At 72.6% G+C, this 20,850-nt stretch carries 19 protein-coding genes and 4 pseudogenes; 2 read left to right on the forward strand and 21 right to left on the reverse strand.

Annotated elements, in window-relative coordinates; translation table 11 throughout:
* The 13 genes and pseudogenes from coaBC to aroQ all read right to left on the reverse strand — a co-directional run bounded on the left by coaBC (position 1) and on the right by aroQ (position 12,717).
* Positions 1-1,205: pseudogene (gene coaBC / locus QQK26_RS04075) on the reverse strand (bifunctional phosphopantothenoylcysteine decarboxylase/phosphopantothenate--cysteine ligase CoaBC).
* 19 nt (positions 1,206-1,224) lie between these two features.
* Positions 1,225-1,476: a DNA-directed RNA polymerase subunit omega gene (gene rpoZ, locus QQK26_RS04080; RefSeq protein WP_284230304.1), complete on the reverse strand. Its 252-nt coding sequence runs from the start codon at positions 1,474-1,476 to the stop codon at positions 1,225-1,227.
* Positions 1,477-1,527: 51 nt separating this feature from the next.
* Positions 1,528-2,427, reverse strand: coding sequence for a guanylate kinase (gene gmk / locus QQK26_RS04085; protein ID WP_284230305.1), 900 nt, complete (start codon positions 2,425-2,427; stop codon positions 1,528-1,530).
* A complete protein-coding gene (pyrF, locus tag QQK26_RS04090; RefSeq protein ID WP_284230307.1) occupies positions 2,415-3,275 on the reverse strand; it encodes an orotidine-5'-phosphate decarboxylase in 861 nt (286 codons plus the stop codon). The genes gmk and pyrF overlap by 13 nt, the downstream gene beginning before the upstream one ends.
* Positions 3,272-6,567: pseudogene (gene carB, locus QQK26_RS04095) on the reverse strand (carbamoyl-phosphate synthase large subunit). The gene pyrF and the pseudogene carB overlap by 4 nt, the downstream one beginning before the upstream one ends.
* Positions 6,567-7,721 (reverse strand): glutamine-hydrolyzing carbamoyl-phosphate synthase small subunit, encoded by a 1,155-nt coding sequence (gene carA, locus QQK26_RS04100; protein WP_284230309.1) that lies wholly within the window; start codon positions 7,719-7,721, stop codon positions 6,567-6,569. The pseudogene carB and the gene carA overlap by 1 nt, the downstream one beginning before the upstream one ends.
* Positions 7,718-8,205, reverse strand: a pseudogene (locus tag QQK26_RS16575) (PH-like domain-containing protein). Before QQK26_RS16575 ends, carA begins: the two are co-directional and overlap by 4 nt.
* Before the next feature lie 52 nt (positions 8,206-8,257).
* Positions 8,258-9,601 carry a dihydroorotase gene (locus QQK26_RS04110; protein WP_284230319.1) on the reverse strand — a complete coding sequence of 448 codons (1,344 nt, stop codon included), beginning with the start codon at positions 9,599-9,601 and terminating at the stop codon, positions 8,258-8,260.
* Positions 9,598-10,568: pseudogene (locus QQK26_RS04115) on the reverse strand (aspartate carbamoyltransferase catalytic subunit). Before QQK26_RS04115 ends, QQK26_RS04110 begins: the two are co-directional and overlap by 4 nt.
* Positions 10,565-11,101 (reverse strand): bifunctional pyr operon transcriptional regulator/uracil phosphoribosyltransferase PyrR, encoded by a 537-nt coding sequence (gene pyrR / locus QQK26_RS04120; RefSeq protein WP_284230325.1) that lies wholly within the window; start codon positions 11,099-11,101, stop codon positions 10,565-10,567. Before pyrR ends, QQK26_RS04115 begins: the two are co-directional and overlap by 4 nt.
* A gap of 127 nt (positions 11,102-11,228) precedes the next feature.
* The gene (gene nusB, locus QQK26_RS04125; protein ID WP_284230327.1) at positions 11,229-11,639 is read right to left on the reverse strand and encodes a transcription antitermination factor NusB; all 411 of its coding nucleotides are present in this window, start codon (positions 11,637-11,639) and stop codon (positions 11,229-11,231) included.
* 12 nt (positions 11,640-11,651) lie between these two features.
* The gene (gene efp, locus QQK26_RS04130; RefSeq protein ID WP_284230329.1) at positions 11,652-12,209 is read right to left on the reverse strand and encodes an elongation factor P; all 558 of its coding nucleotides are present in this window, start codon (positions 12,207-12,209) and stop codon (positions 11,652-11,654) included.
* A 73-nt stretch (positions 12,210-12,282) separates the two neighbouring features.
* On the reverse strand, positions 12,283-12,717 hold the full coding sequence (gene aroQ, locus QQK26_RS04135; RefSeq protein WP_284230331.1) for a type II 3-dehydroquinate dehydratase: 435 nt from the start codon (positions 12,715-12,717) through the stop codon (positions 12,283-12,285).
* Between the two features lie 87 nt (positions 12,718-12,804).
* Between aroQ and QQK26_RS04140 the strand changes: the two genes are divergently transcribed.
* Positions 12,805-14,244 carry a DNA-3-methyladenine glycosylase 2 family protein gene (locus tag QQK26_RS04140; protein ID WP_284230333.1) on the forward strand — a complete coding sequence of 480 codons (1,440 nt, stop codon included), beginning with the start codon at positions 12,805-12,807 and terminating at the stop codon, positions 14,242-14,244.
* The gene (locus QQK26_RS04145; RefSeq protein ID WP_284230335.1) at positions 14,241-14,774 is read left to right on the forward strand and encodes a methylated-DNA--[protein]-cysteine S-methyltransferase; all 534 of its coding nucleotides are present in this window, start codon (positions 14,241-14,243) and stop codon (positions 14,772-14,774) included. Before QQK26_RS04140 ends, QQK26_RS04145 begins: the two co-directional genes overlap by 4 nt.
* Here the strand turns inward: QQK26_RS04145 and QQK26_RS04150 are convergent.
* From QQK26_RS04150 to QQK26_RS04185, 8 genes are read right to left on the reverse strand one after another with little or no spacing between them, the layout of a single operon-like run.
* Positions 14,742-15,926 (reverse strand): MarP family serine protease, encoded by a 1,185-nt coding sequence (locus QQK26_RS04150; RefSeq protein WP_284230337.1) that lies wholly within the window; start codon positions 15,924-15,926, stop codon positions 14,742-14,744. The genes QQK26_RS04145 and QQK26_RS04150 overlap by 33 nt on opposite strands.
* Positions 15,927-15,966: 40 nt before the next feature.
* Positions 15,967-17,043 (reverse strand): 3-dehydroquinate synthase, encoded by a 1,077-nt coding sequence (gene aroB / locus QQK26_RS04155; protein ID WP_284230339.1) that lies wholly within the window; start codon positions 17,041-17,043, stop codon positions 15,967-15,969.
* Positions 17,040-17,552, reverse strand: coding sequence for a shikimate kinase (locus tag QQK26_RS04160; protein ID WP_284230341.1), 513 nt, complete (start codon positions 17,550-17,552; stop codon positions 17,040-17,042). The genes aroB and QQK26_RS04160 overlap by 4 nt, the downstream gene beginning before the upstream one ends.
* Positions 17,552-18,775 (reverse strand): chorismate synthase, encoded by a 1,224-nt coding sequence (aroC, locus tag QQK26_RS04165; protein ID WP_284230343.1) that lies wholly within the window; start codon positions 18,773-18,775, stop codon positions 17,552-17,554. The genes QQK26_RS04160 and aroC overlap by 1 nt, the downstream gene beginning before the upstream one ends.
* Positions 18,776-18,828: 53 nt before the next feature.
* Positions 18,829-18,966 carry a hypothetical protein gene (locus QQK26_RS04170; RefSeq protein WP_284230345.1) on the reverse strand — a complete coding sequence of 46 codons (138 nt, stop codon included), beginning with the start codon at positions 18,964-18,966 and terminating at the stop codon, positions 18,829-18,831.
* Positions 18,963-19,658, reverse strand: a complete 696-nt coding sequence (locus QQK26_RS04175) for a shikimate dehydrogenase family protein (protein ID WP_284230348.1) — start codon at positions 19,656-19,658, stop codon at positions 18,963-18,965. Before QQK26_RS04175 ends, QQK26_RS04170 begins: the two co-directional genes overlap by 4 nt.
* Positions 19,655-20,401 carry an endolytic transglycosylase MltG gene (gene mltG / locus QQK26_RS04180; protein WP_284230350.1) on the reverse strand — a complete coding sequence of 249 codons (747 nt, stop codon included), beginning with the start codon at positions 20,399-20,401 and terminating at the stop codon, positions 19,655-19,657. The genes QQK26_RS04175 and mltG overlap by 4 nt, the downstream gene beginning before the upstream one ends.
* Positions 20,398-20,850: a hypothetical protein gene (locus QQK26_RS04185; protein ID WP_284230353.1), complete on the reverse strand. Its 453-nt coding sequence runs from the start codon at positions 20,848-20,850 to the stop codon at positions 20,398-20,400. Before QQK26_RS04185 ends, mltG begins: the two co-directional genes overlap by 4 nt.

Here is a 20,850-nt window from a genome sequence, read left to right on the forward strand (position 1 = left end):
TCAGATGCTGGTGAGAGGACGGATCGCATCGAGGATCCGGTGGGCCACCGCGAGCTTGTCGCCGGCGGCCTGGCCCACTCTATCGCCCGTCCGATCCAGGATCGTGACCGTGTTACGCGGGCTCGCGAAACCCTCCGTCCACCCCACTCTGTTGAGGACGAGAAGATCTGCGCCCTTGCGCGCAATCTTGGCCCGCCCGAGTTCGAGCAGCCGTTCGTCGTCCGCCTCGGTCTCCGCGGCGAAGCCGACCAGCACCATGCCCTCGGGACGCCGCGCACCCAGGGAGGCGAGCACGTCCGGGTTCTCGATGAGCCGCAGCTGCAGGTCCGCGCCGGAGCCGTCCTTCTTGAGCTTGCCCTCGGCGGTCTCGGCGGGCCGGTAGTCCGCGACGGCCGCGGCCATGACGACCGCGTGCTGCGAGGGGGCCAGCGCGTCGACGGCCTCCTGCAGCTCGCGGGTCGTGCCGACCTCGCGGACGGCGACGCCGGGGGCACCGGCACCTCCAGGTGCGCCGCCACGAGGGTGACGTCGGCCCCGCGATCGCGGGCCGCCTCCGCGAGCGCGACGCCCTGGCGACCGCTGGAGCGGTTGCCGATGAAGCGGACGGGATCGATGGGCTCGCGGGTGCCGCCGGCGGTCACGAGCAGACGGAGGCCGGCGAGATCGCGGCCGCGCTCGAGGATGGCGCGCGCCGCCTCGGCGATCTCCTCGGGTTCGGCCATACGGCCCGCGCCCGAGTCGCTGCCGGTGAGCTGCCCGACCCCCGGGCCGACGACGTGCACGCCGCGCTCCCGCAGCAGGGCGATGTTCGCGACGGTCGCCGGGTGCTGCCACATCTCGGTGTGCATGGCCGGAGCGATCAGCAGCGGGGCGCGGCTGGCCAGCACCGTGTTGCCCAGCAGGTCGTCGGCGATGCCGTTCGCGAGCTTGGCGATGGTGTTGGCCGTCGCCGGTGCGATGACGATGAGGTCGGCGTGCTGGCCGAGCGCGACGTGGCGCACCTCGGCGACCCCGTCGTAGAGGTCCGTCGCGATCGGATTGCGGCTGATCGCCTCGAAGGTCGGGGCGCCGACGAAGCGCAGCGCCGCCTCGGTGGCGATGACCTGCACATCGTGGCCCGCGAGCACGAAGGAGCGGACCGCGCCCACCGCCTTGTAGGCGGCGATGCCGCCGGTCACGCCGACGACGATGCGCGATCCGCTCATCCTTGCTGAACCGGGTCGACTACTCGGCGAGGGGCTTCAGCTCGAGCTTGTCCTCGTTGATCTCGTGCATCGCCACCGAGAGCGGCTTGTCGTTGACCGTCGAGTCGACCAGCGGGCCCACGTTGTCGAACAGGCTCGCGTCGTGCAGGTCGGCGTAGTAGTCGTTGATCTGGCGGGCGCGCTTGGACGCGAAGATCACCAGCTGGTACTTGGAGTCGACCTTCGAGAGCAGCTCGTCGATGGGCGGGTCGATGATGCCGTTGTCGGCCATGGGGATCTCCTTGCGATCGTCCGGGAAGCTGGGGAAAAGGGCGTACGGCGGCTACCGGGCCGCGGGCACTGCCAGCAAGTCTACGACCTCCTGAGCGGCACGGGCCACGTCGTCGTTCACCACGGCGTGGTCGAACTCGTCCTGCGCGGCCAGTTCGACCTTCGCGGTCTCGAGCCGGCGCTGCTGCTCCTCGGGCGACTCGGTGCCCCGCCCGACCAGCCGGCGCACCATTTCCTCCCAGCTCGGCGGCAGCAGGAAGACGAGCACCGCCTCCGGCATCGCGCGCTTGACCTGCCGCGCGCCCTGGATGTCGATCTCGAGGAGGACGCTGTCGCCCGCGTCCAGGGCGGCGTCGACCGGGCCGCGCGGCGTGCCGTACCGGTTCTGGTTGTGCACGGTCGCCCACTCGAGCAGCTCGTCCTCGGCGATGAGCCGATCGAACTCGGCGTGGTCGACGAAGTAGTAGTGCTTGCCGTCGATCTCGCCGGGGCGGGGATCGCGGGTGGTGGCCGATACCGAGAGCAGCACGCCGGGGAAGTTGTCGCGGATGTGCGTCGAGACCGTGCCCTTGCCCACCGCGGTGGGACCGGCGAGCACGACGAGTCGCGCGCGCTCGGGCGAGGCCCCCTCGCGTTCGAGGAGGAACTCGCGCAGCCGCACGCGCTGCCGCACCCCGAGCCCGCCCACGCGCTTCGCGTCGGCGATCCCGAGCCGCTCCATCACGCCGGCGGCCCGCACGGGCCCGAGGCCGGGGACGCTCGTCAGCAGCTCCCTGACGCGCAGGGTGGACTCCGGACCGCCCTGGCCCTTCCACGCGGTCTCGGCGACGTCGAGCGCCGTGCGGGAGCGGTCGGCGACCGACCTCTTCACGGCGGCACGGGCACGGCGCGCGGCGACCGCGGCCTGCGCGGCGGCGACCCGATCGACTTCCGGCGGGTTCACGCGAGGCATGCTGCGACCTCCTCGGTCTGTCGTGCGATGGCGTCGGCGAGGCCGTCCGGGCCGGCGGAGAGCAGCTCCCGCGAGGAGCTGACGAGCACCTGGCCCGACGCAGCCCCGTAGAGCCGGCGCAGGTCCTGCAGCCGAGCTCCCTGATGACCGAAGCCGGGGGCGAGGATCGGCGCGCCGCCGAACGACGCGGTGTCGATGCCGATGGCCGCCAGATCGACGGTGGCGCCGAGCACGAGACCGAAGGAGCCGAGCGGCTCGTCGGCGAACCGTGCCGCGTTCTCGGCGACGACCTCGGCGGCGACGCCCGCGGCGACCGTGCGCCCGTCGGCGCGCAGCGCGCGCTGCGGCACGGCGGACTCCGGATTCGAGGTGGCCGCCAGCACGAACAGCCCGGCTCCGGTGCGCTGCGCGAGGTCCATGGGGCCCGCGAGCGATCCCACGCCCTGGTAGGCGACGACGGTCAGCGCATCCGAGCGCAGCGGCGAGCCGTCGCGGAGCCACGCCTCGCCGTACGCCTCGACGGTCGAGCCGACATCGCCGCGCTTCGCATCCGCGATGACCAGCAGCCCCTCGGCGCGCGCGGCCGCGATGACCTCCTCCAGGGCGGCGAGTCCGAGGGCGCCGTGGCGCTCGAAGAAGGCCACCTGCGGCTTGACCACGGCTGCCCGGCCGGCGGCGGCCGAGACCACCCCGAAGCCGAAGCGCCGCAGCCCCTCCGCCGTGTCGGGCAGCTCCCACCGCTCGAGCAGCCACGCGTGCGGGTCGATGCCGACGCAGACGGTCCCGTGCGCGCCGGTCGCCCGGGCGAGCCGGGCACCGAAGCTCACCGGCGTCACCTCCGTGCTCATCCGGCGACCGCCTCCCGGCGCTTGACCGCGTAGTTCTGCAGGCTCGTGACCTCGAAGCCCCGGCCGATCACCGAGAAGCTCGCCACGGCGGCGCTGAGCTCGGCGATGGTCGTGAACAGGGGCTTGTCGGCCGCGACGATCGCGGCTCGGATCTCGTAACCGTCCGCTCGCGCCGTGCCACCGCCGGGCGTGTTCACGACCAGGTCGACCTCGCCGCGGTGGATGAGGTCGACGATCGACTCCCCTCCCCCGCCTCGACGGTCTCGCTGTACTTGCCGACCACCGAGGAGGCGATGCCGTTGCGGGCCAGCACCTCGTGGGTGCCGGCGGTCGCGAGCAGCTCGAAGCCGAGCTCGGCGAGCCGCAGGGCGGGCAGGATGATCGCGCGCTTGTCAGCGTCGGCGACGGAGAGGAAGGCGGTGCCGCTGGTGGGCAGCCCGCCGTAGGCCGCGGCCTGGCTCTTCGCGAAGGCGGTCGGGAAGTCGACGTCGATGCCCATGACCTCGCCGGTGGAGCGCATCTCCGGACCGAGCAGCGAGTCGACGATCTGGCCCTCCCGCGTGCGGAAGCGCTTGAACGGCAGCACCGCCTCCTTGACGGAGACCGGCGCGTCGAGGGGCACGACCGAGCCGTCCTGCTCGGGCAGCATGCCCTGCGCGACGAGCTCGCGGATGGACGTGCCGACCATGATGTTCGACGCGGCCTTGGCGAGCGGGATGTCGAGCGCCTTCGACACGAACGGCACCGTGCGGCTGGCGCGCGGGTTCGCCTCGATGACGTAGAGGACGCCGGCGGCGATCGCGAACTGCACGTTGAGCAGGCCGCGCACGCCGATGCCCTCCGCGATCAGGCGGGTCGCCTCGCGCACCCGGTCGATCTCGAGCCGGCCCAGCGTGACCGGGGGCAGGGTGCACATGGAGTCGCCGGAGTGGATGCCGGCCTCCTCGATGTGCTCCATGACGCCGCCGATGTAGAGCTCGGTGCCGTCGTGCAGGGCGTCGACGTCGATCTCCACCGCATCGTCGAGGAAGCGGTCCACCAGCAGCGGCAGACCCGGGCCGATGATGGCCGCGTCGGCGATGCGCACGAAGTAGTCGCGCATGGCGTCGCTCGAGTAGAGGATCTCCATGCCGCGGCCGCCGAGCACGTAGCTGGGGCGCACGAGCACCGGGTAGCCGATCTCCTCGGCCACCTGCACCGCGCCGTCGACGTCGATCGCCGTGCCGTTGCGCGGGGCGACGAGTCCGGCCCGGTCGAGGATGTCGGCGAAGAGGCCGCGCTCCTCCGCGAGGTCGATGGCGGAGGGCGAGGTGCCGAGGATCGGGATGCCCGCCTGCTCGAGGCCCTTGGCGAGGCCGAGCGCGGTCTGGCCGCCGAGCTGCACGACGACGCCGACGAGCTCGCCCGACTGCTGCTCGGCGTGGACGATCTCCAGGACGTCCTCGAGCGTGAGCGGCTCGAAGTAGAGCCGGTCGCTCGTGTCGTAGTCGGTCGAGACCGTCTCCGGGTTGCAGTTGATCATGATGGTCTCGTAGCCGGCCTCGGCGAGGGCGAACGAGGCGTGCACGCAGGAGTAGTCGAACTCGACGCCCTGGCCGATGCGATTCGGGCCGGAGCCGAGGATGACGACCTTGCGGCGGTCGCTCGCGACCACCTCCGTCTCCTGGTCGTAGCTCGAGTAATGGTACGGCGTGAAGGCCGGGAACTCGCCCGCGCAGGTGTCGACGGTCTTGAACACCGGGCGCACCCCGGCGGCGTGGCGGACGCCACGGACCTCCAGCTCGGTCAGACCCCGCAGCTCGGCGATCTGCGCATCGCTGAAGCCGTGCTCCTTCGCCTCGCGCAGGGTGTCCTCGTCGAGCTCGGCCGCGGCGCCCACCGACGCGGCGACCTCGTTGATCAGCGCGATCTGGTCGAGGAACCAGGGGTCGATCTTCGTCGCGTCGAAGACCTGCTCCGCCGTGGCGCCCTGGCGCAGCGCCTGCTGCACGTGGATGATGCGGCCGTCGGTCGGATGCGCGGCGAGCGCGAGCAGCTCGTCGATCGACCGGGTCTGCTCGCCCCAGTGGAAGCTGGACCCGCGCTTCTCGAGCCCGCGCAGCGCCTTCTGCAGCGCGGTGGAGAAGTTGCGGCCCATCGCCATGGTCTCGCCGACCGACTTCATGGTCGTGGTGAGCGTGTCGTCCGCGGCCGGGAACTTCTCGAAGGCGAAGCGGGGCACCTTGACGACCACGTAGTCGAGCGTCGGCTCGAAGGAGGCCGGCGTTACCTTGGTGATGTCGTTCTGGATCTCGTCGAGCGTGTAGCCGATCGCGAGCTTGGCGGCGATCTTTGCGATCGGGAAGCCGGTCGCCTTCGAGGCGAGGGCGCTCGAACGCGACACGCGCGGGTTCATCTCGATGACGATGATGCGGCCGTCGGCCGGGTCGACCGCGAACTGCACGTTGCAGCCGCCGGTGTCCACGCCGACCGCGCGGATGATCTCGATGCCGAGGTTGCGCATCTTCTGGTACTCGCGGTCGGTGAGCGTGAGCGCGGGTGCGACCGTGATCGAATCGCCCGTGTGCACGCCCACCGGGTCAACGTTCTCGATCGAGCAGACGACGACCGTGTTGTCGGAGCCGTCGCGCATGAGCTCGAGCTCGTACTCCTTCCACCCCAGGATGCTCTCCTCGAGCAGCACCTCGGTGGTCGGGCTCTGGTGCAGGCCGTCGGTGACCATGCGGCGCAGCTCGTCCTCGGTGTAGGCGAAGCCGGAGCCGAGACCGCCCATGGTGAACGAGGGGCGGATGACCATGGGCAGGCCGATCTCGTCGGCGAACTCGAGCGCGTCCTCGAGGGTCGAGACGACCTTCGAGCGGGCGACGTCGCCGCCGAGGCCGATGACGAGATCCTTGAACAGCTGGCGGTCCTCGGCCTTGTTGATCGAATCGACCTTGGCGCCTATGAGCTCCACGCCGTGCTTCGCCAGGATGCCGGCCTCGTCGAGCGCGAGCGCCGCGTTGAGGGCGGTCTGGCCGCCGAGCGTCGGCAGCACCGCGTCGGGCCGCTCCTTGGCGATGATCGACTCGAGCACCGGCGTGGTGATCGGCTCGACGTAGGTGGCGTCGGCGAAGCCGGGGTCGGTCATGATCGTCGCCGGGTTCGGGTTGACGAGGATGACGCGCAGGCCCTCCTCCCGCAGCACGCGGCAGGCCTGCGTGCCCGAGTAGTCGAACTCGGCCGCCTGGCCGATGACGATCGGCCCGGAGCCGATGACGAGGACGGAGCTGATGTCGGAGCGCTTGGGCATTACTTGGCGTCCTTGCTGGTGCTCGCGACGTGGTCGACCACCATGTCGCGGAAACGGTCGAAGAGGTAGTTGGCGTCGTGCGGGCCGGCCGCCGCCTCGGGGTGGTACTGCACGCTGAACGCGGGGATCTCGAGCGCTTCGAGCCCCTCGACCACGTCGTCGTTCAGACCGACGTGGCTCACCCGCACCTGGCCGAAGCCCGCGGGCGATGCCACGGGGCCGTCGAGCGGCGCGTCGACCGCGAAGCCGTGGTTGTGGGCGGTGATCTCGACCTTGCCGGTCGTCCGGTCCATGACCGGCTGGTTGATGCCGCGGTGGCCGAAGGGCAGCTTGTAGGTGCCGAAGCCCAGGGCACGGCCGAAGAGCTGGTTGCCGAAGCAGATGCCGAAGTAGGGCAGGCCGGCGCGCAGCACGCCCTGCAGCACCTCGACGTGGTGGTCGCTCGCAGCGGGGTCACCGGGGCCGTTCGAGTAGAAGACGGCGGTCGGTTCGAGCGCGAGGATCTGCTCGAGCGTCGACGACTGCGGCACGACGTGCACGTCGAAACCGCGGGCCTGCAGGTAGCGCAGGGTCGCGGTCTTCACACCGAGGTCGAGCACGGCGACGGAGCCGAGGCGCTCGCCCTCGGCCGGCAGCGAGTAGGTCTCAGTGGTCGACACCTGGCCGGAGAGGTTCTGGCCGGCCATCTGCGCGCCGCCCTGAACGAGGGCGAGCTGCTCGGCCTCGTCCAGCGCCGCATCCGCTCCCGAGAAGATGCCGGAGCGCATGGAGCCGGTGTCGCGCAGCCGTCGGGTGAGCGCGCGGGTGTCGATGCCGCTGATGCCGACGATGCCGTCGGTGGTCAGCTGCTCGTCGAGGCTGCCCTCGGCGCGGAAGCTCGACACGACCCGGGAGGGGTCGCGCACGACGTAGCCGGCGACCCAGATGCGGGCCGACTCGGTGTCCTCGCCGTTGACCCCCGTGTTGCCGATGTGCGGCGCGGTCTGCACGACGATCTGGCCGGCGTAGCTGGGGTCGGTCAGCGTCTCCTGGTAGCCGGTCATGCCGGTGGCGAAGACCGCCTCGCCGAGGGTGCGCCCCCGCGCCCCGTAGGCGCGACCGCGGTAACGGGTGCCGTCCTCCAGCACGAGCACGGCGGGTTCACGCAGGGTCACGATGTCTCACTTTCTGCCCGGTCACGGGGCTGTTCCGGCTCGGTCCCCGGCGCTGAGGCCGAAGAGGGAATGATACTGCGCACGGCGGCCTCGAGCGTTCGGCCGGCGGCGGGATCGGGAGTGCGCAGGGCGGTCTCGACGCGAGTCCGGCCGAGGGTCCAGCCCAGCAGCAGCAGTCCCTCCGGCTCGACGACCCGGTCGATGGCCCACGTCGCTCGGCCCACCTCGAGATCGGCCGCGGGCAGCAGCACGGGGTCGCTGCCGTCGAGGTCCAGCACGACGCCGAGCGGATGCACGAGGGCGCTCCCCTTGCACGGAACCCGAGGCCCGGCACGGCGACGCGCTGCAGCGGCTGCCCGGCGATGGTGGTCGCCACGTAGAGCACTTCGGCGACCGCGAGAGGCGCTCCGGCATCGGTCGGCGCGGGCAGCGGCGTGCCCAGCGCGGCCCCTCGCCGGCGGCGGGCACGCCAGCTCAGCAGCATGCCGAGCCCGGCGAGCACCACCACCGCGCCCAGCAGCAGCGCGGGCAGCAGCCTATCCACGCGCCGCACCGCCCACGAGCTCCGGGGCGAGCACCGCACCGTCCAGCACCGTCGGGCGACCGTGGAAGGTCGCCACGACGCGGCCGGGCAGGCTCCGGCCGAGGTACGGGCTGTTGACCGACTTGCCGGCGAGCTGCGCCGTGTCGAAGCTGCGGCGGGCAGCGGGATCGTAGAGCGTCAGCTCGGCGGGCGCGCCAGCGGCGATCGCGTGGCCGTGGCCCTCGACGCGTCCGATCCTGGCCGGCTCGCTCGAGAGCACCCGCGCCACGCCGGACCAGTCCAGCAGGCCGGTCTCGACCATGGTCTGGTGCACGACCGGCAGGGCGGTCTCGAGGCCGACCATGCCGTTGGCCGCGGCGGCCCACTCGCACTGCTTCGCCTCCGCCGTGTGCGGCGCGTGATCGGTCGCGACGATGTCGATGGTGCCGTCGGCGAGGGCTGCGCGCAGGGCGAGCACGTCCTCCTCGCGGCGCAGCGGCGGATTGACCTTGAAGCGGGCGTCGTAGGCGCCGTCGAGCGGAGCCGGGGCGCCGCCGGCGATGAGCTGCTCGGTGAGCAGCAGGTGGTGCGGGGTGACCTCGGCCGTCACCGCGATGCCGCGTGCCTTGGCCCAGCGGACCACCTCGACGCTGCCGGCGGTGGAGAGGTGGCAGATGTGCAGGCGTGCGCCGACGTGCTCCGCGAGCAGCACGTCGCGGGCGATGATCGACTCCTCCGCGACCGCCGGCCATCCAGCGAGCCCGAGCTCGGCCGACAGCACGCCCTCGTTCATCTGCGCGCCGATGGTCAGCCGGGGATCCTGCGCGTGCTGCGCCAGCACGCCGTCGAAGCCCTTGATGTACTCGAGCGCCCGGCGCATGAGCAGCGGGTCGCTGACGCAGATGCCGTCGTCGCTGAACACGCGCACCCTGGCGCGCGAGGTCGCCATCGCGCCGATCTCGCTGAGCTGCTCCCCCGCGAGGCCCTTCGAGACCGCGCCGATCGGTCGCACCGTGACGTAGCCGGCGAGCTCGCCGAGCGCCTGCACCTGCTCGACCACGCCGGCCGTGTCCGCCACGGGCGAGGAGTTGGCCATGGCGTTGACCGCGGTGAAACCGCCGGCGGCTGCGGCCTGCGAGCCGGTGAGCACCGTCTCGCTGGCCTCGCCGCCGGGCTCGCGCAGGTGCGTGTGCAGGTCGACGAGGCCGGGCAGGGCCAGCAGGCCGTCGGCGTCGATGACCTCGGCGCCGACGGCGCTCAGGCCCGTGCCGACCTCGGCCACGACACCGTCGCGCACGAGCAGATCGGCGCGGGCGCCGTCCACGAGGGTGGCCGAGCGGATGAGGTGGGTGGTCATACGATCTCCGTCTCGGTGGGTGCGGCGCCGTCGTTGCCGGTCATGCTGAGGAAGAGCACGGCCATGCGCACGGCGACGCCGTTGGCGACCTGCTCCAGGATGGTGGACTGCGGCGAGTCGGCCGCCTCGTCGCTGATCTCGAGGCCGCGGATCATCGGGCCGGGGTGCATCACCAGCGCGCCGTCCGGCAGCGTCGCCCAGCGCTCGGCGGAGAGCCCCCACTGCCGCGAGTACTCGCGCGGATTCGGGAAGAAGGCCTCGTGCATCCGCTCGCTCTGGATGCGCAGCATCATCACGACGTCGGGCTGCTCCGCGAGGGCGTCGTCGAGGTCGTAGCGCACGGACGCGGGCCAGGCGCCGACCGCGGAGGGCAGCAGCGTCGGCGGCGCGACGAAGGTCACCTCGGCGCCGAGCGTGCGCAGCAGCCACAGGTTCGACCGGGCGACGCGCGAGTGCACGATGTCGCCGACGATCACCACGCGCACGCCGTCGAGGTCACGGCCCCGGCTGCCCGCCCCGTGCAGCCGACGGCGCATCGTGAACGCGTCGAGGAGGGCCTGGGTGGGGTGCTCGTGCGTGCCGTCGCCGGCGTTGACGACGCCGGCGTCGATCCAGCCGCTGCCCGCGAGCACGGCGGGGGCGCCGGAGGCGGAGTGCCGGATGACGACGCCGTCGGCGCCGATGGCGGCGAGGGTCTGCGCCGTGTCCTTGAGCGACTCCCCTTGGACACGCTGGAGCCCTTCGCCGCGAAGTTGATCACGTCGGCGCTGAGGCGCTTGGCCGCCGCCTCGAAGGAGATGCGCGTGCGGGTGGAGTCCTCGAAGAAGAGGTTGACGACCGTCTTGCCGCGCAGGGTCGGCAGCTTCTTGACGGACCGCTGCTGCGTGTCGGCCATGTCCTCGGCGACGTCGAGGATGCGGATCGCCTCCTCGCGGGAGAGCTGCTTGGTGGAGAGCAGGTGCCTCATGACTCGATGCTCACCTCCTCGACGCCGTCGGTCTCGACCAGGCGCACGTTGATGCGCTCGCTCGTCGAGCTCGGCAGGTTCTTGCCGACGAAGTCGGCGCGGATGGGCAGCTCGCGGTGGCCGCGGTCGACGAGCACGGCCAGGCGCACCGCGCGCGGACGGCCCAGGTCGCCGATGGCGTCGAGCGCGGCCCGGATGGTGCGGCCCGAGAAGAGCACGTCGTCGACCAGCACCACGGTGCGGCCGTCGATGCCGGACGCGGGGATGCTCGTCGGCTGGGGCGTGCGGGTGGGGTGGTGCGCCAGGTCGTCGCGGTACATCGTCACGTCGAGCGCTCCCACGATCTCGGCCCCGAGCGAGGGCTCGATGCCGCGCAGGATCGCCGCGAGCCGCTCCGCCAGCGCGACGCCGCGCGTCGGGATGCCGAGCAGCACGATGTCGGTGGCGCCCTTGGCGGACTCGAGGATCTCGTGAGCGATCCGAGTCAACGCCCGGTTGATGTCAGCCTGCTGCAGCACGGTGCGCGCCGCCATGCGGACCTCCTTCCCCGCCTCACAGGACGGTGCTTAAAGGATGTCTGGGAACGACCCCACCCTAGCAGCAGCCCGGACGCGGCGAACGCCCCGGCACGGTGTGCCGGGGCGTTCGGGCGGCGTCGGATCAGCGGCTCGCGGCGACCGCGCCGAGCACGCCGTTGATGAAGCCCGCGGAGTCGTCGGTGCTGAGCACCGTGGCGCTCTCGACGGCCTCCGCGATCGCGACCGAGTCGGGCACCTCGTCGTTGAACAGGATCTCCCAGACGGCGATGCGCAGGATGGCGCGGTCGGTTGCCGGCATCCGCTCGAGGGTCCAGCCGCGGGCGTGGCTCGCGATGGTCTCGTCGATCTCGCCCGAGCGCTCGATGACGCCGAGCACGATCTCGCGTCCGTACGCCCAGGATGCCTCGCGCTCGGGCTGCGTGCGGGCGCGGACCGCCTCCTGGTCGAGCACCTCGATCGCCGGCACGCCGCGCAGATCGGCGGCGTAGAGCATGTCGAGGGCGCGCTTGCGCGCCTTGCTGCGTGCACTCATGCGGTCGGCGGGTCAGACGCGGCCGAGGTAGTCACCCGTGCGGGTGTCGACCTTGACCTTGGTGCCGGCCTCGAGGAAGAGCGGCACCTGGATCTCGTAGCCGGTCTCGACGGTGGCCGGCTTGGTGCCGCCGGTCGAGCGGTCGCCCTGCAGGCCCGGCTCGGTGTAGGTGACCTCGAGCACGACGGAAGCGGGCAGCTCGACGTAGAGCGGGTTGCCCTCGTTGAGCGCGACGGTGACGTTCGTGCTCTCGAGCATGAAGTTCGACGCGTCGCCGACGATCGCGTCGGCCACGGTGATCTGGTCGTAGGTGTCGAGGTCCATGAAGACGTAGCCGGTGCCGTCGTTGTAGAGGTACTGGTAGTCGCGGCGGTCGACGCTCGCGAACTCGAGCTTGGTGCCGGCGTTGAAGGTGCGGTCGACGGTCTTGCCGCTCAGCACGTTCTTCATCTTGGTGCGCACGAAGGCGCCGCCCTTGCCGGGCTTGACGTGCTGGAACTCCACCACGCTCCAGAGCTGTCCGTCGATCTTGACGACGCTGCCGTTCTTGATGTCGTTCGAGGTGGCCATTGCCGAGTCGTTTCCGTTCGATGAGTGCGTGGGGGCGCGACTGCGCCCGGAACAGTGTAGAGGGTGGCCCGGCTCAGCCCGCGGTGACGGCGCGCAGCGCGAGGCGGTAGCCCTCGAGGCCGAAGCCCGCGATGACGCCCGTGGCGACGCCCGAGATCGTGCTGTGGTGCCGGAAGGACTCGCGCGCGTGCGGGTTGGAGATGTGCACCTCGACCAGCGGCAGGCCGGCCTTGCTGACGAGCGCCGCCGCGTCGCGGAGGCCGTAGGAGTAGTGCGTGAACGCCGCGGGGTTCACGATGACGGGGCTGGCCGTGTCGACGGCCTCGTGCATCCAGCCGATAATCTCGCCCTCGTGGTCGGTCTGGCGCAGGTCGATCTCGACGCCGTCGGGCGCGTCGCCCTCCAGGAGCGCGCGCAGCGCCTCCAGATCCTGCGCGCCGTAGACGTCGGGCTCGCGGCTGCCGAGACGGCCGAGGTTGGGTCCGTTGAGCACGAGCACGCGGGTCATGCCGCCACTCTACCGAGCGGGCGGTCGCCGCACCGTCGTGTCCGATTCCCGCTGGCAGCCGGTGCGTGCAGCCCGCAGGATGGACGCATGGACTTCGCGCAGCGCTACCGCATCGTGGCCTCGCGCGACCGCCGCTTCGACGGGCTCTTCGTCACGGCCGTCACGAGCACGGGCATCTACTGCCGCCCGTCGTGCCCCGCCCGCACGCCCAAGGAGTCGAACGTGCGCTTCTACCCGACCTCGGCGGCGGCCCACGAGGCGGGCTTCCGAGCCTGCAAGCGCTGCCTGCCCGAGGCCGTGCCCGGCGGCCCGCGCTGGAATCTGCACGGCGAGACGGCATCGCGCGCACTCTCGCTCATCGGCGACGGCGTGGTCGACCGCGAGGGCGTGACCGGTCTCGCCGCCCGGCTGGGCTACTCGACGCGCCAGCTCGGCAGGCTGCTGCACGCCGAGCTCGGAGCGGGCCCGTTGGCGCTCGCGCGGGCTCGTCGAGCGCAGACCGCGCGCGCCCTGCTCACCTCGACGCCGCTGCCCATCGCCGAGATCGCCCACGCCGCCGGGTTCGGCAGCATCCGGCAGTGCAACGACACGGTGCGCGAGGTCTTCGGGGTCTCCCCCACCGAGCTGCGGGCCAGGGCGCCGCGCAGCGCGGGGACGCCGGATGCGCTGCGACTGCGTCTGCCGGTGCGCGAGCCCTTCGACGCCGCCGGGCTGCTGGCCTTCCTCGCGGCGAGGACCATCGAGGGCGTCGAGCGGATCGAGGGCTCCCGCTACCTGCGCGCGCTGCGGCTGCCCCGGGGCACCGCCCGCATCGACGTGGATCTCGGCGGCGGCCCGCCCGAGGTGCGCGTGCGGTTGGAGGACCTCGCGGACCTCGTGCCCGCCCTGGCGCGCGTGCGCCGGCTGCTGGACGCGGATGCGGATCCGGCGGCGGTCGACGCGGTGCTCGGCGCGCGGACGCCGCTGCGCGCCTCGGTGAGGTCGGTGCCGGGCATCCGTCTGCCCGGCAGCGTCGACGGCACGGAGATGCTGGTGCGGGCCATGGTCGGGCAGCAGATCACCGTCGCTGCCGCGCGCACCCAGCTCGGCAGACTGGCGGGCCGGCTGCGGACGACGACGGTTCCGGACGCGCTCGAGCCCTTCCCCGACGCCGCGACGCTCGCCGAGCGGGGCGCCGAGGCGCTCCGGGGCCCCGCACGCCGCATCCGCTCGATCCTCGACGCCTGCGCCACCGTCGCCGACGGCGCGCTCGACCTGGACGGCGACCGCGATCCCGCCGAGCTGCGGGCCGAACTGCTCGAACGGCCCGGCATCGGACCGTGGACCGCCGACTACCTGCTGCTGCGGCTCACCGGCGCGCCGGATGTGCTGCTCGACGGCGACGCGGCGCAGCGCGCGGGCGCTGCGAACCTCGGCCTGCCCTGGCCGCTCGGCGCGGCGGGCGAGGCGTACGCGCCCTGGCGCTCCTACCTCGGCATGCACCTCTGGCGTGCCGCGAAGCCCGCACCGTCTGGAGGACGACCATGACCACGCTGCCCCTGCTCATCCTGGAGACCCCGGACGGGCCGTTCGGCCTCGTCACGGCCGAGGACGGCGCCGTGCTCGCCTCCGGATGGACCGACTCGCCCGAGGCGCTGCTGGGTCGGATCCACCCGACGCTGCGACCGGCTGCGCTCGCACCGACCGCACAGCGCGGAGCGGCGGCGGATGCGGCGCTCGCCTACTACGACGGCGAGCTCGCGGCCATCGACGGCGTGCCCGTGCGCCAGCACGCCGGCGGCACCTTCCGCCAGCTCGCCTGGGAGGGCCTGCGCGCCATCGCCCCCGGCGCCCCGCTCACCTACGCCGGCTTCGCCGCGGCGCTCGGGCGCCCCTCCGCGGTGCGGGCGGCGGCGGGCGCGTGCGCGGGCAATGCACCGGCCCTCTTCGTGCCCTGCCACCGGGTGCTGCGCACGGACGGCTCGCTCGGCGGCTTCGCCTGGGGCCTCGCCGTCAAGCGCTCGCTGCTCGAGCGCGAAGACGCGTCAGGCGGCGCAGGCGCCGGTCGCGACCGGTGACGTCCACCCGGCGGCTCCGGTGAGCACGTCGGAGGCCTCCTCGACCGTGGTCGCGTAGCCGATTTGCTGGCCGTCCGCACCGCGGGCGAAGATCACGCCCACCACCTCGCCATCGGTGCTGAGCAGCGGGCCGCCCGAGTTGCCCGGGTACACGTCCGTGGCCAGCGCCGAGACGCCGCGCGGCTCGGACGCGCCGCCGTAGATGTCCGGCACCGGCACATCGCCCACCGCCACCACCTCGGCGCCCACCGTGCTGAACGGCCCGCCGTAGGGATAGCCCTGCACGACCGCCTGCTCGCCGACCGCGAGGTCGCCCGCGATGGGCAGGGGCTCGCCCTGCAGGCCGTCGACGGCGATCACGGCGAGGTCGTCGACGGGGTCGAAGTAGACCACCCGTCCCGGCAGCGCCGCCTCGCCGGGCAGCTCCACGACCGGGTCGTCCACGCCCGCGACGACGTGCGCGTTCGTGACGATGCGGTCCTCGGCGACGATGAAACCGGTGCCGCTCACCGAGCGGCCGCACGAGTAGGCGATGCCGGTGATGCGCGCGACCGACTCGCCCGAAGCGCGCAGTGCAGCGCTCCCCGCGTCGACCTCGGGAACGTCCTGCCCGTCGAGGCCGCCGAACAGCTCGCCGAGCTCGGGCAGCTGGCCGTCGAGGATCGCGGTGCGCACGCGGGCGAGCGCGCCGGCGACCGGCGCGGGGGTCAGCCCGTCGATGGTGCGGACCACGGATGAGGCGCCGAGCGCGCTCGAGACGACCGGCACGCCGAGCGGCACCACGGTCGCCGTCAGCAGCGATGCGGCGAGGGCGCCGACGACGACGCCGGCGGCGCCGCCGAGCAGCCGTTCGAACCAGCGGAGGCCGACCTTGTCGGCGACCCCGCCGAGCAGCCGGCCGATCCCCTCGCCGAGGGACGATCCGACGCCGAGCAGCACGATCGCCGCGAGCACGGCCGCGGGTCCGCGCCACACGGCGGAGGGCACGGCGGCGATGACGATCGGCACCGCCCAGTACGCCGCGATGGCGCCGGCCACGAGCCCCGCCCAGAGGCCGAGGCTGCTCAGCAGTCCGCGGCGGACGCCGGCGACGAGCGCCGAGACGAGTAGCAGGACGATGACGACGTCGGCGACGGCTCCGAGCTCGAACACGCGACCACCTCTCCCTGGTAGGGCACCAGGCTAGAGGTGCCTAGCTGCCGACCTCCTGGTAGGCGGCGAAGAGCAGCGAGTCGTCCGGCCCCGTCACCGTGGTCGGCCGGCCGATGGCGTCGAGGACGATGAAGCGCAGCATCCCCGCGCGGGCCTTCTTGTCGCGGCGCATGACCGCGAGCAGCCCCTGCCAGCGCCCGGTCGGGTAGCTCGTCGGCAGCGACAGCGACTCCAGGATCCGGCGGTGCCGGTCGACCGCGGCGTCATCGAGCCGGCCCATCAGCCGGGCGAGCTCGGCGGCGAACACCATGCCGATCGCGACGGCCGCGCCGTGACGCCACTGGTAGCGCTCCGCGTGCTCGATGGCGTGGCCGAGGGTGTGGCCGTAGTTGAGGATCTCGCGGAGCCCGCCCTCCCTGAAGTCCTCGCTCACGACCCGCGCCTTGAGGGCGATCGCCAGCTCGATCGCTCGACGGAACTCCGGTGCCGTGGGATCGGTGGCCTTCTCCACGTCCGCTTCGACGAGGTCGAGGATCTCGGTCTCGGCGATGAAGCCGGCCTTGATCACCTCCGCGTAGCCCGCGAGCAGCTCGTTGCGGGGCAGCGTGTCGAGGAAGGCGAGATCGACCAGCACGGCCTTCGGTGCGTAGAAGGCGCCGACGAGGTTCTTGCCCTCGGCGGTGTTGATGCCGGTCTTGCCCCCGACAGCCGCATCGACCATGCCGAGCACCGTGGTGGGGATCTGGAGCAGCGCCACGCCGCGAAGCCAGGTCGCGGCCACGAATCCGGCGAGGTCGGTCGTGGCGCCGCCGCCGAGGCCGATGACCGCGTCGGTCCTCGTGAAATCGGTCTGACCCATGACGCCCCAGCAGAACGCGGCGACCTCGACGCGTTTGGCGGCCTCCGCATCCGGCACCTCCGCCAGCAGCACCTCGTAGTGCTCGCCCAGCCGCTCGCGCAGCGCCTCGGCGCGCGCGCCGAGCGACGGCGCGTGCACGACGAGCACCTTCGCGACGCCGCTGCCGAGGACGGCGGGGATGCGGTCGAGGATGTCGCGGCCGACGGTGATGTCGTAGCCGTCGGCACCCGTGACGGGGATGGTGGTGACGTCGCTCACGCGAGGTGCTCCCTTGCTCGGACGCGGTCGGCGAGCTCCGCCGCGATGTGGTCGATGGGCCGGCGTGAGGTGTCGACGGTGTGGGTCGCCAGGGCCTCGTAGGTCGGCAGGCGCTGCTCGAGCAGCTCGATCCAGGCCTCGATGCCGCGCTCGGCGAGCAGCGGTCGTCTCCCGTCGCCGATGCGGCTCTCGACCGCCTCGGGGCTCGTGGTGAGCAGCACCACGTCGTGGCCGGCGAGCGCCTTCGCGACAGCGGGGGTCATGGGCGCGCCCCCGCCGAGCGAGACGACGGCCGGTTCCTCGAGCGCGGCGACGACGACCGCCGCCTCCAGCGCTCGGAAGTGCGGCTCGCCGTGCTCGACGAAGATCTCGGCCACCGGTCCGTGCTCGGCGACGATGACCTTGTCGGAGTCGATGAACGGCACCCCGAGCCGCTTCGCGACCCGCTTGCCGATGCGGGTTTTGCCCGCGGCCATCGGCCCGATGAAGACGACGAGCGCGCCCGCCATCAGTCCGTGTCGCTCGGCGTGTACGGCACCGACTCGGTGCCGGTCGCGAGCGAGGCGGGGATCGCGGCGAGGTACGCCTCGAGGTTGCGCCGCGTCTCGGCGACGGAGTCGCCGCCGAACTTCTCGAGCACGGCGTTCGCGAGCACGAGGGCGACCATGGCCTCGGCGACCACGCCGGAGGCGGGCACCGCGCAGACGTCGGAGCGCTGGTGGTGCGCCTTGGCCTGCTCGCCCGTGGCGACGTCGACGGTCGGCAGGGCTCGGGGCACGGTGGCGATCGGCTTCATGCCCGCACGCACGCGCAGCACGGTGCCGGTCGACATGCCGCCCTCGGTGCCGCCGGCGCGATCGGAGGCGCGCACGATCGTGCCGTCCTGCAGATGCAGCGGGTCGTGCGCCTGCGATCCGGGGCGGCGCGTGGTCTCGAAGCCATCGCCGATCTCGACGCCCTTGATGGCCTGGATGCCCATGATCGCCGCGGCGAGCTGCGCGTCGAGCCGGCGGTCCCAGTGCACGTGCGAGCCGAGGCCCGGGGGCAGACCGTAGACGAGCACCTCGACGACGCCGCCGAGGGTGTCGCCCTCCTTCTTGGCCCGGTCGATCCGCTCGACCATCGCCGCGCTCGTGGCGGCGTCGAAGCAGCGCACCGGGTCGGCGTCGAGCCGGTCCACGTCCTCGGGGCGCGGCAGCGCCGCATCCTCCGGGGAGCGGATGGTCTCGATCGCGAGGGTGTGGCTCACCAGGCGGATGCCGAGCTCGCCGAGGAAGGCGCGCGCCACCGCCCCGAGCCCCACCCGGGCGGCGGTCTCGCGGGCGCTCGCGCGCTCCAGGATCGGACGCGCCTCGTCGAAGCCGTACTTCTGCATGCCGACGAGATCCGCGTGACCCGGGCGCGGCCGGGTGAGCGGGGCGCCGCGACCGCGGGAGACCTCGGTGAGGTCGACGGGCTCGGCGCTCATCACCTCGGTCCACTTGGGCCACTCGGTGTTGCCGATGCGCAGCGCGATGGGGCCGCCGAGCGTGGAACCGTGGCGCACGCCGCCGGAGAAGTGCAGTTCGTCCTGCTCGAACTTCATCCGCGAGCCGCGACCGTGGCCGAGCTTGCGACGGGCCAGGTCCTCGCGGACCTGGTCGAGCGAGACGGGGACGCCCGCGGGCAGTCCCTCGAGGATGGCGATGAGTTCGGGGCCGTGCGACTCACCGGCGGTCAACCAACGGAGCATGGTGTTCGATCCTAGTCGAGCGGAGCGGACTGCCTCCGCGGGGCGTGAGGGGGTCAGGCCAGACCGACCGCAGCGCGCATCGCCGCGACGACCTCGGCCTCGCGATCCAGCCGCACCGCGGGGTCGCCGCCCACGAAGATGCGCGCCTGCTTGAGCGCCTGCTGCATGAGCATCTCGAGCCCGGGGATCACCCGACCGCCCGCGTCGAGCCACTGCGCGGCTCGCGCGGTGGGCCAGGGTGGTACGCGACGTCGAACAGCACCGCGTCGCGCTGCTGGTCCGGCGTGTAGCGCAGAGCGGTCTCGACGCCGTTGGGCAGCGTGCTGACCACCGCGTCGGGGGTCCGCGTCGGAGCCTCGTCGAGCCCGCGCAGCCGCATCGCGATGCCGAGCCGCTCCCCCATCGCGACGGCATCGGCCGCCCGGGCAGGGTTGCGCACCGCGATCTCGATGTCGCGTGCACCGAGCACGCCGGCGGCGGCGACCGCGGAGAGCGCGGTGGCACCCGCGCCCAGCACATCGACGGTCAGCAGCGAGCGCACATCGTGGTGCCGGAAGGCCTCCGTGATGCCGGCCACGTCGGTGTTCCATCCCCGTACGGTGCCGCCGTCGAGCCGCACCGTGTTCGCCGCGCCGGTCAGACCGACGAGGTCGGAGCGCGTGTCGAGCAGCGGCAGCACCTCCTGCTTCAGCGGCATCGTCAGCGAGAGGCCCCGCCAATCGCCGTCGAGGCCCTCGAGGAACCCGGGCAGCCCGCCCGTGCCGACCTCGGCGACGCCGTAGCTCCAGTCGAGGCCGAGCACGTCGTAGGCGGCGCTGTGCAGGGCCGGTGAGAGGGAGTGGCGGATGGGCGAGCCCAGCACCGCGAGGCGGGTCGCGGTCATCCGCACGCCTCGAAACCCGTCTCGGCGCACCAGTCGCGCAACTGCTGCACGGCGGCCTCGTGATCGGCGAGGTTCGAGGTGAACACCGTCTCGCCGGTCTCGAGGTTCACCGTGACGAAGTAGGTCCAGTCGCCGGCCGGCGGGTTCAGCACGGCGTCGATCGCCGTGTCTCCGGGCGCGGAGATCGGGCCGAGCGGGAGCCCCTCGATCTGATAGGTGTTCCACGGATTCCGGTCCTCGAGCTGCACCTCCGAGGACCACACGCTGCCCTCGTCGCCGGCGACGCCGAACTGGGCCGTCGAGTCCATCTGCAGCGGCATGCCCTGGGCGAGGCGGTTCTCGATAACGCGCGCGACGCGTCCGAAGTCCTCGGGCAGCCGGGCCTCGCGCTCGATGATCGAGGCGATGGTCAGCACGCGGTGGCGGTCCTCGGCGGCGACGCCGCGCTCGTCGAGGGCGGAGATCATCCGGTTCACCATCGCCGAGATCATGGTCGACGGCTCGGTGCCCGGGTCGAAGCTGTAGGTCGCCGGGAAGAGGTAGCCGTCGAGGCTCGTCAGGTCCGCCGGCAGGGCGTAGTCGGCCGGCACGGCGGCGGCCTGGATGTCGGCGAGCGGCACCCCGGTGTCCGCGGCGAGCTGCTCGAAGATCTGCTCCGCGGTGAGGCCCTCGCGGATGAGGACGCTGGCCGTCACCCGGTTGGCCTGATCGCTGAGCACATCGAGCGCGGCCTGCGCGCTCATCTCCCCTGCAGCGCGTAGCTGCCCGGGTAGAAGGTCGGCTGGGGGTCCTGCGCGAGCAGCAGGTCGTAGAACGCGTCGTAGCTCGCGACGATCCCCTGCTCGACCAGGTTGTTGGCGATGTCGCTGCCGAGCTCGCCCTCCGCGACGACGAAGTCGATCTCCTCGCCGTTGCCCGTGCCGGTGTAGTCCTCGGTGGTCGTCAGCCCGAGCTGCTCCATGATGCGATCGCCGTACTGGTTCATCGCCACGACGCCCGCGCCGACGAGCAACGCGAGCACGAGGGCGATCGAGCCGAGCACCCACGGCCAGCGGCGCCGGCGCCGACCGGGTCCGCTCTCATGGCCGCCGGGACGCTCGGGACGGCGCGGCGGGAGGCCGCTGGTCTCCTGCTCGCGCAGCTGGCGTCGCGTCAGCGGTGCGCCCTCGGCTCCTGGTCCGGACATCGACAT

This window comes from Arenivirga flava, assembly GCF_030161575.1.
In the GTDB taxonomy this organism is placed as follows: Bacteria; Actinomycetota; Actinomycetes; order Actinomycetales; family Microbacteriaceae; genus Arenivirga; species Arenivirga flava.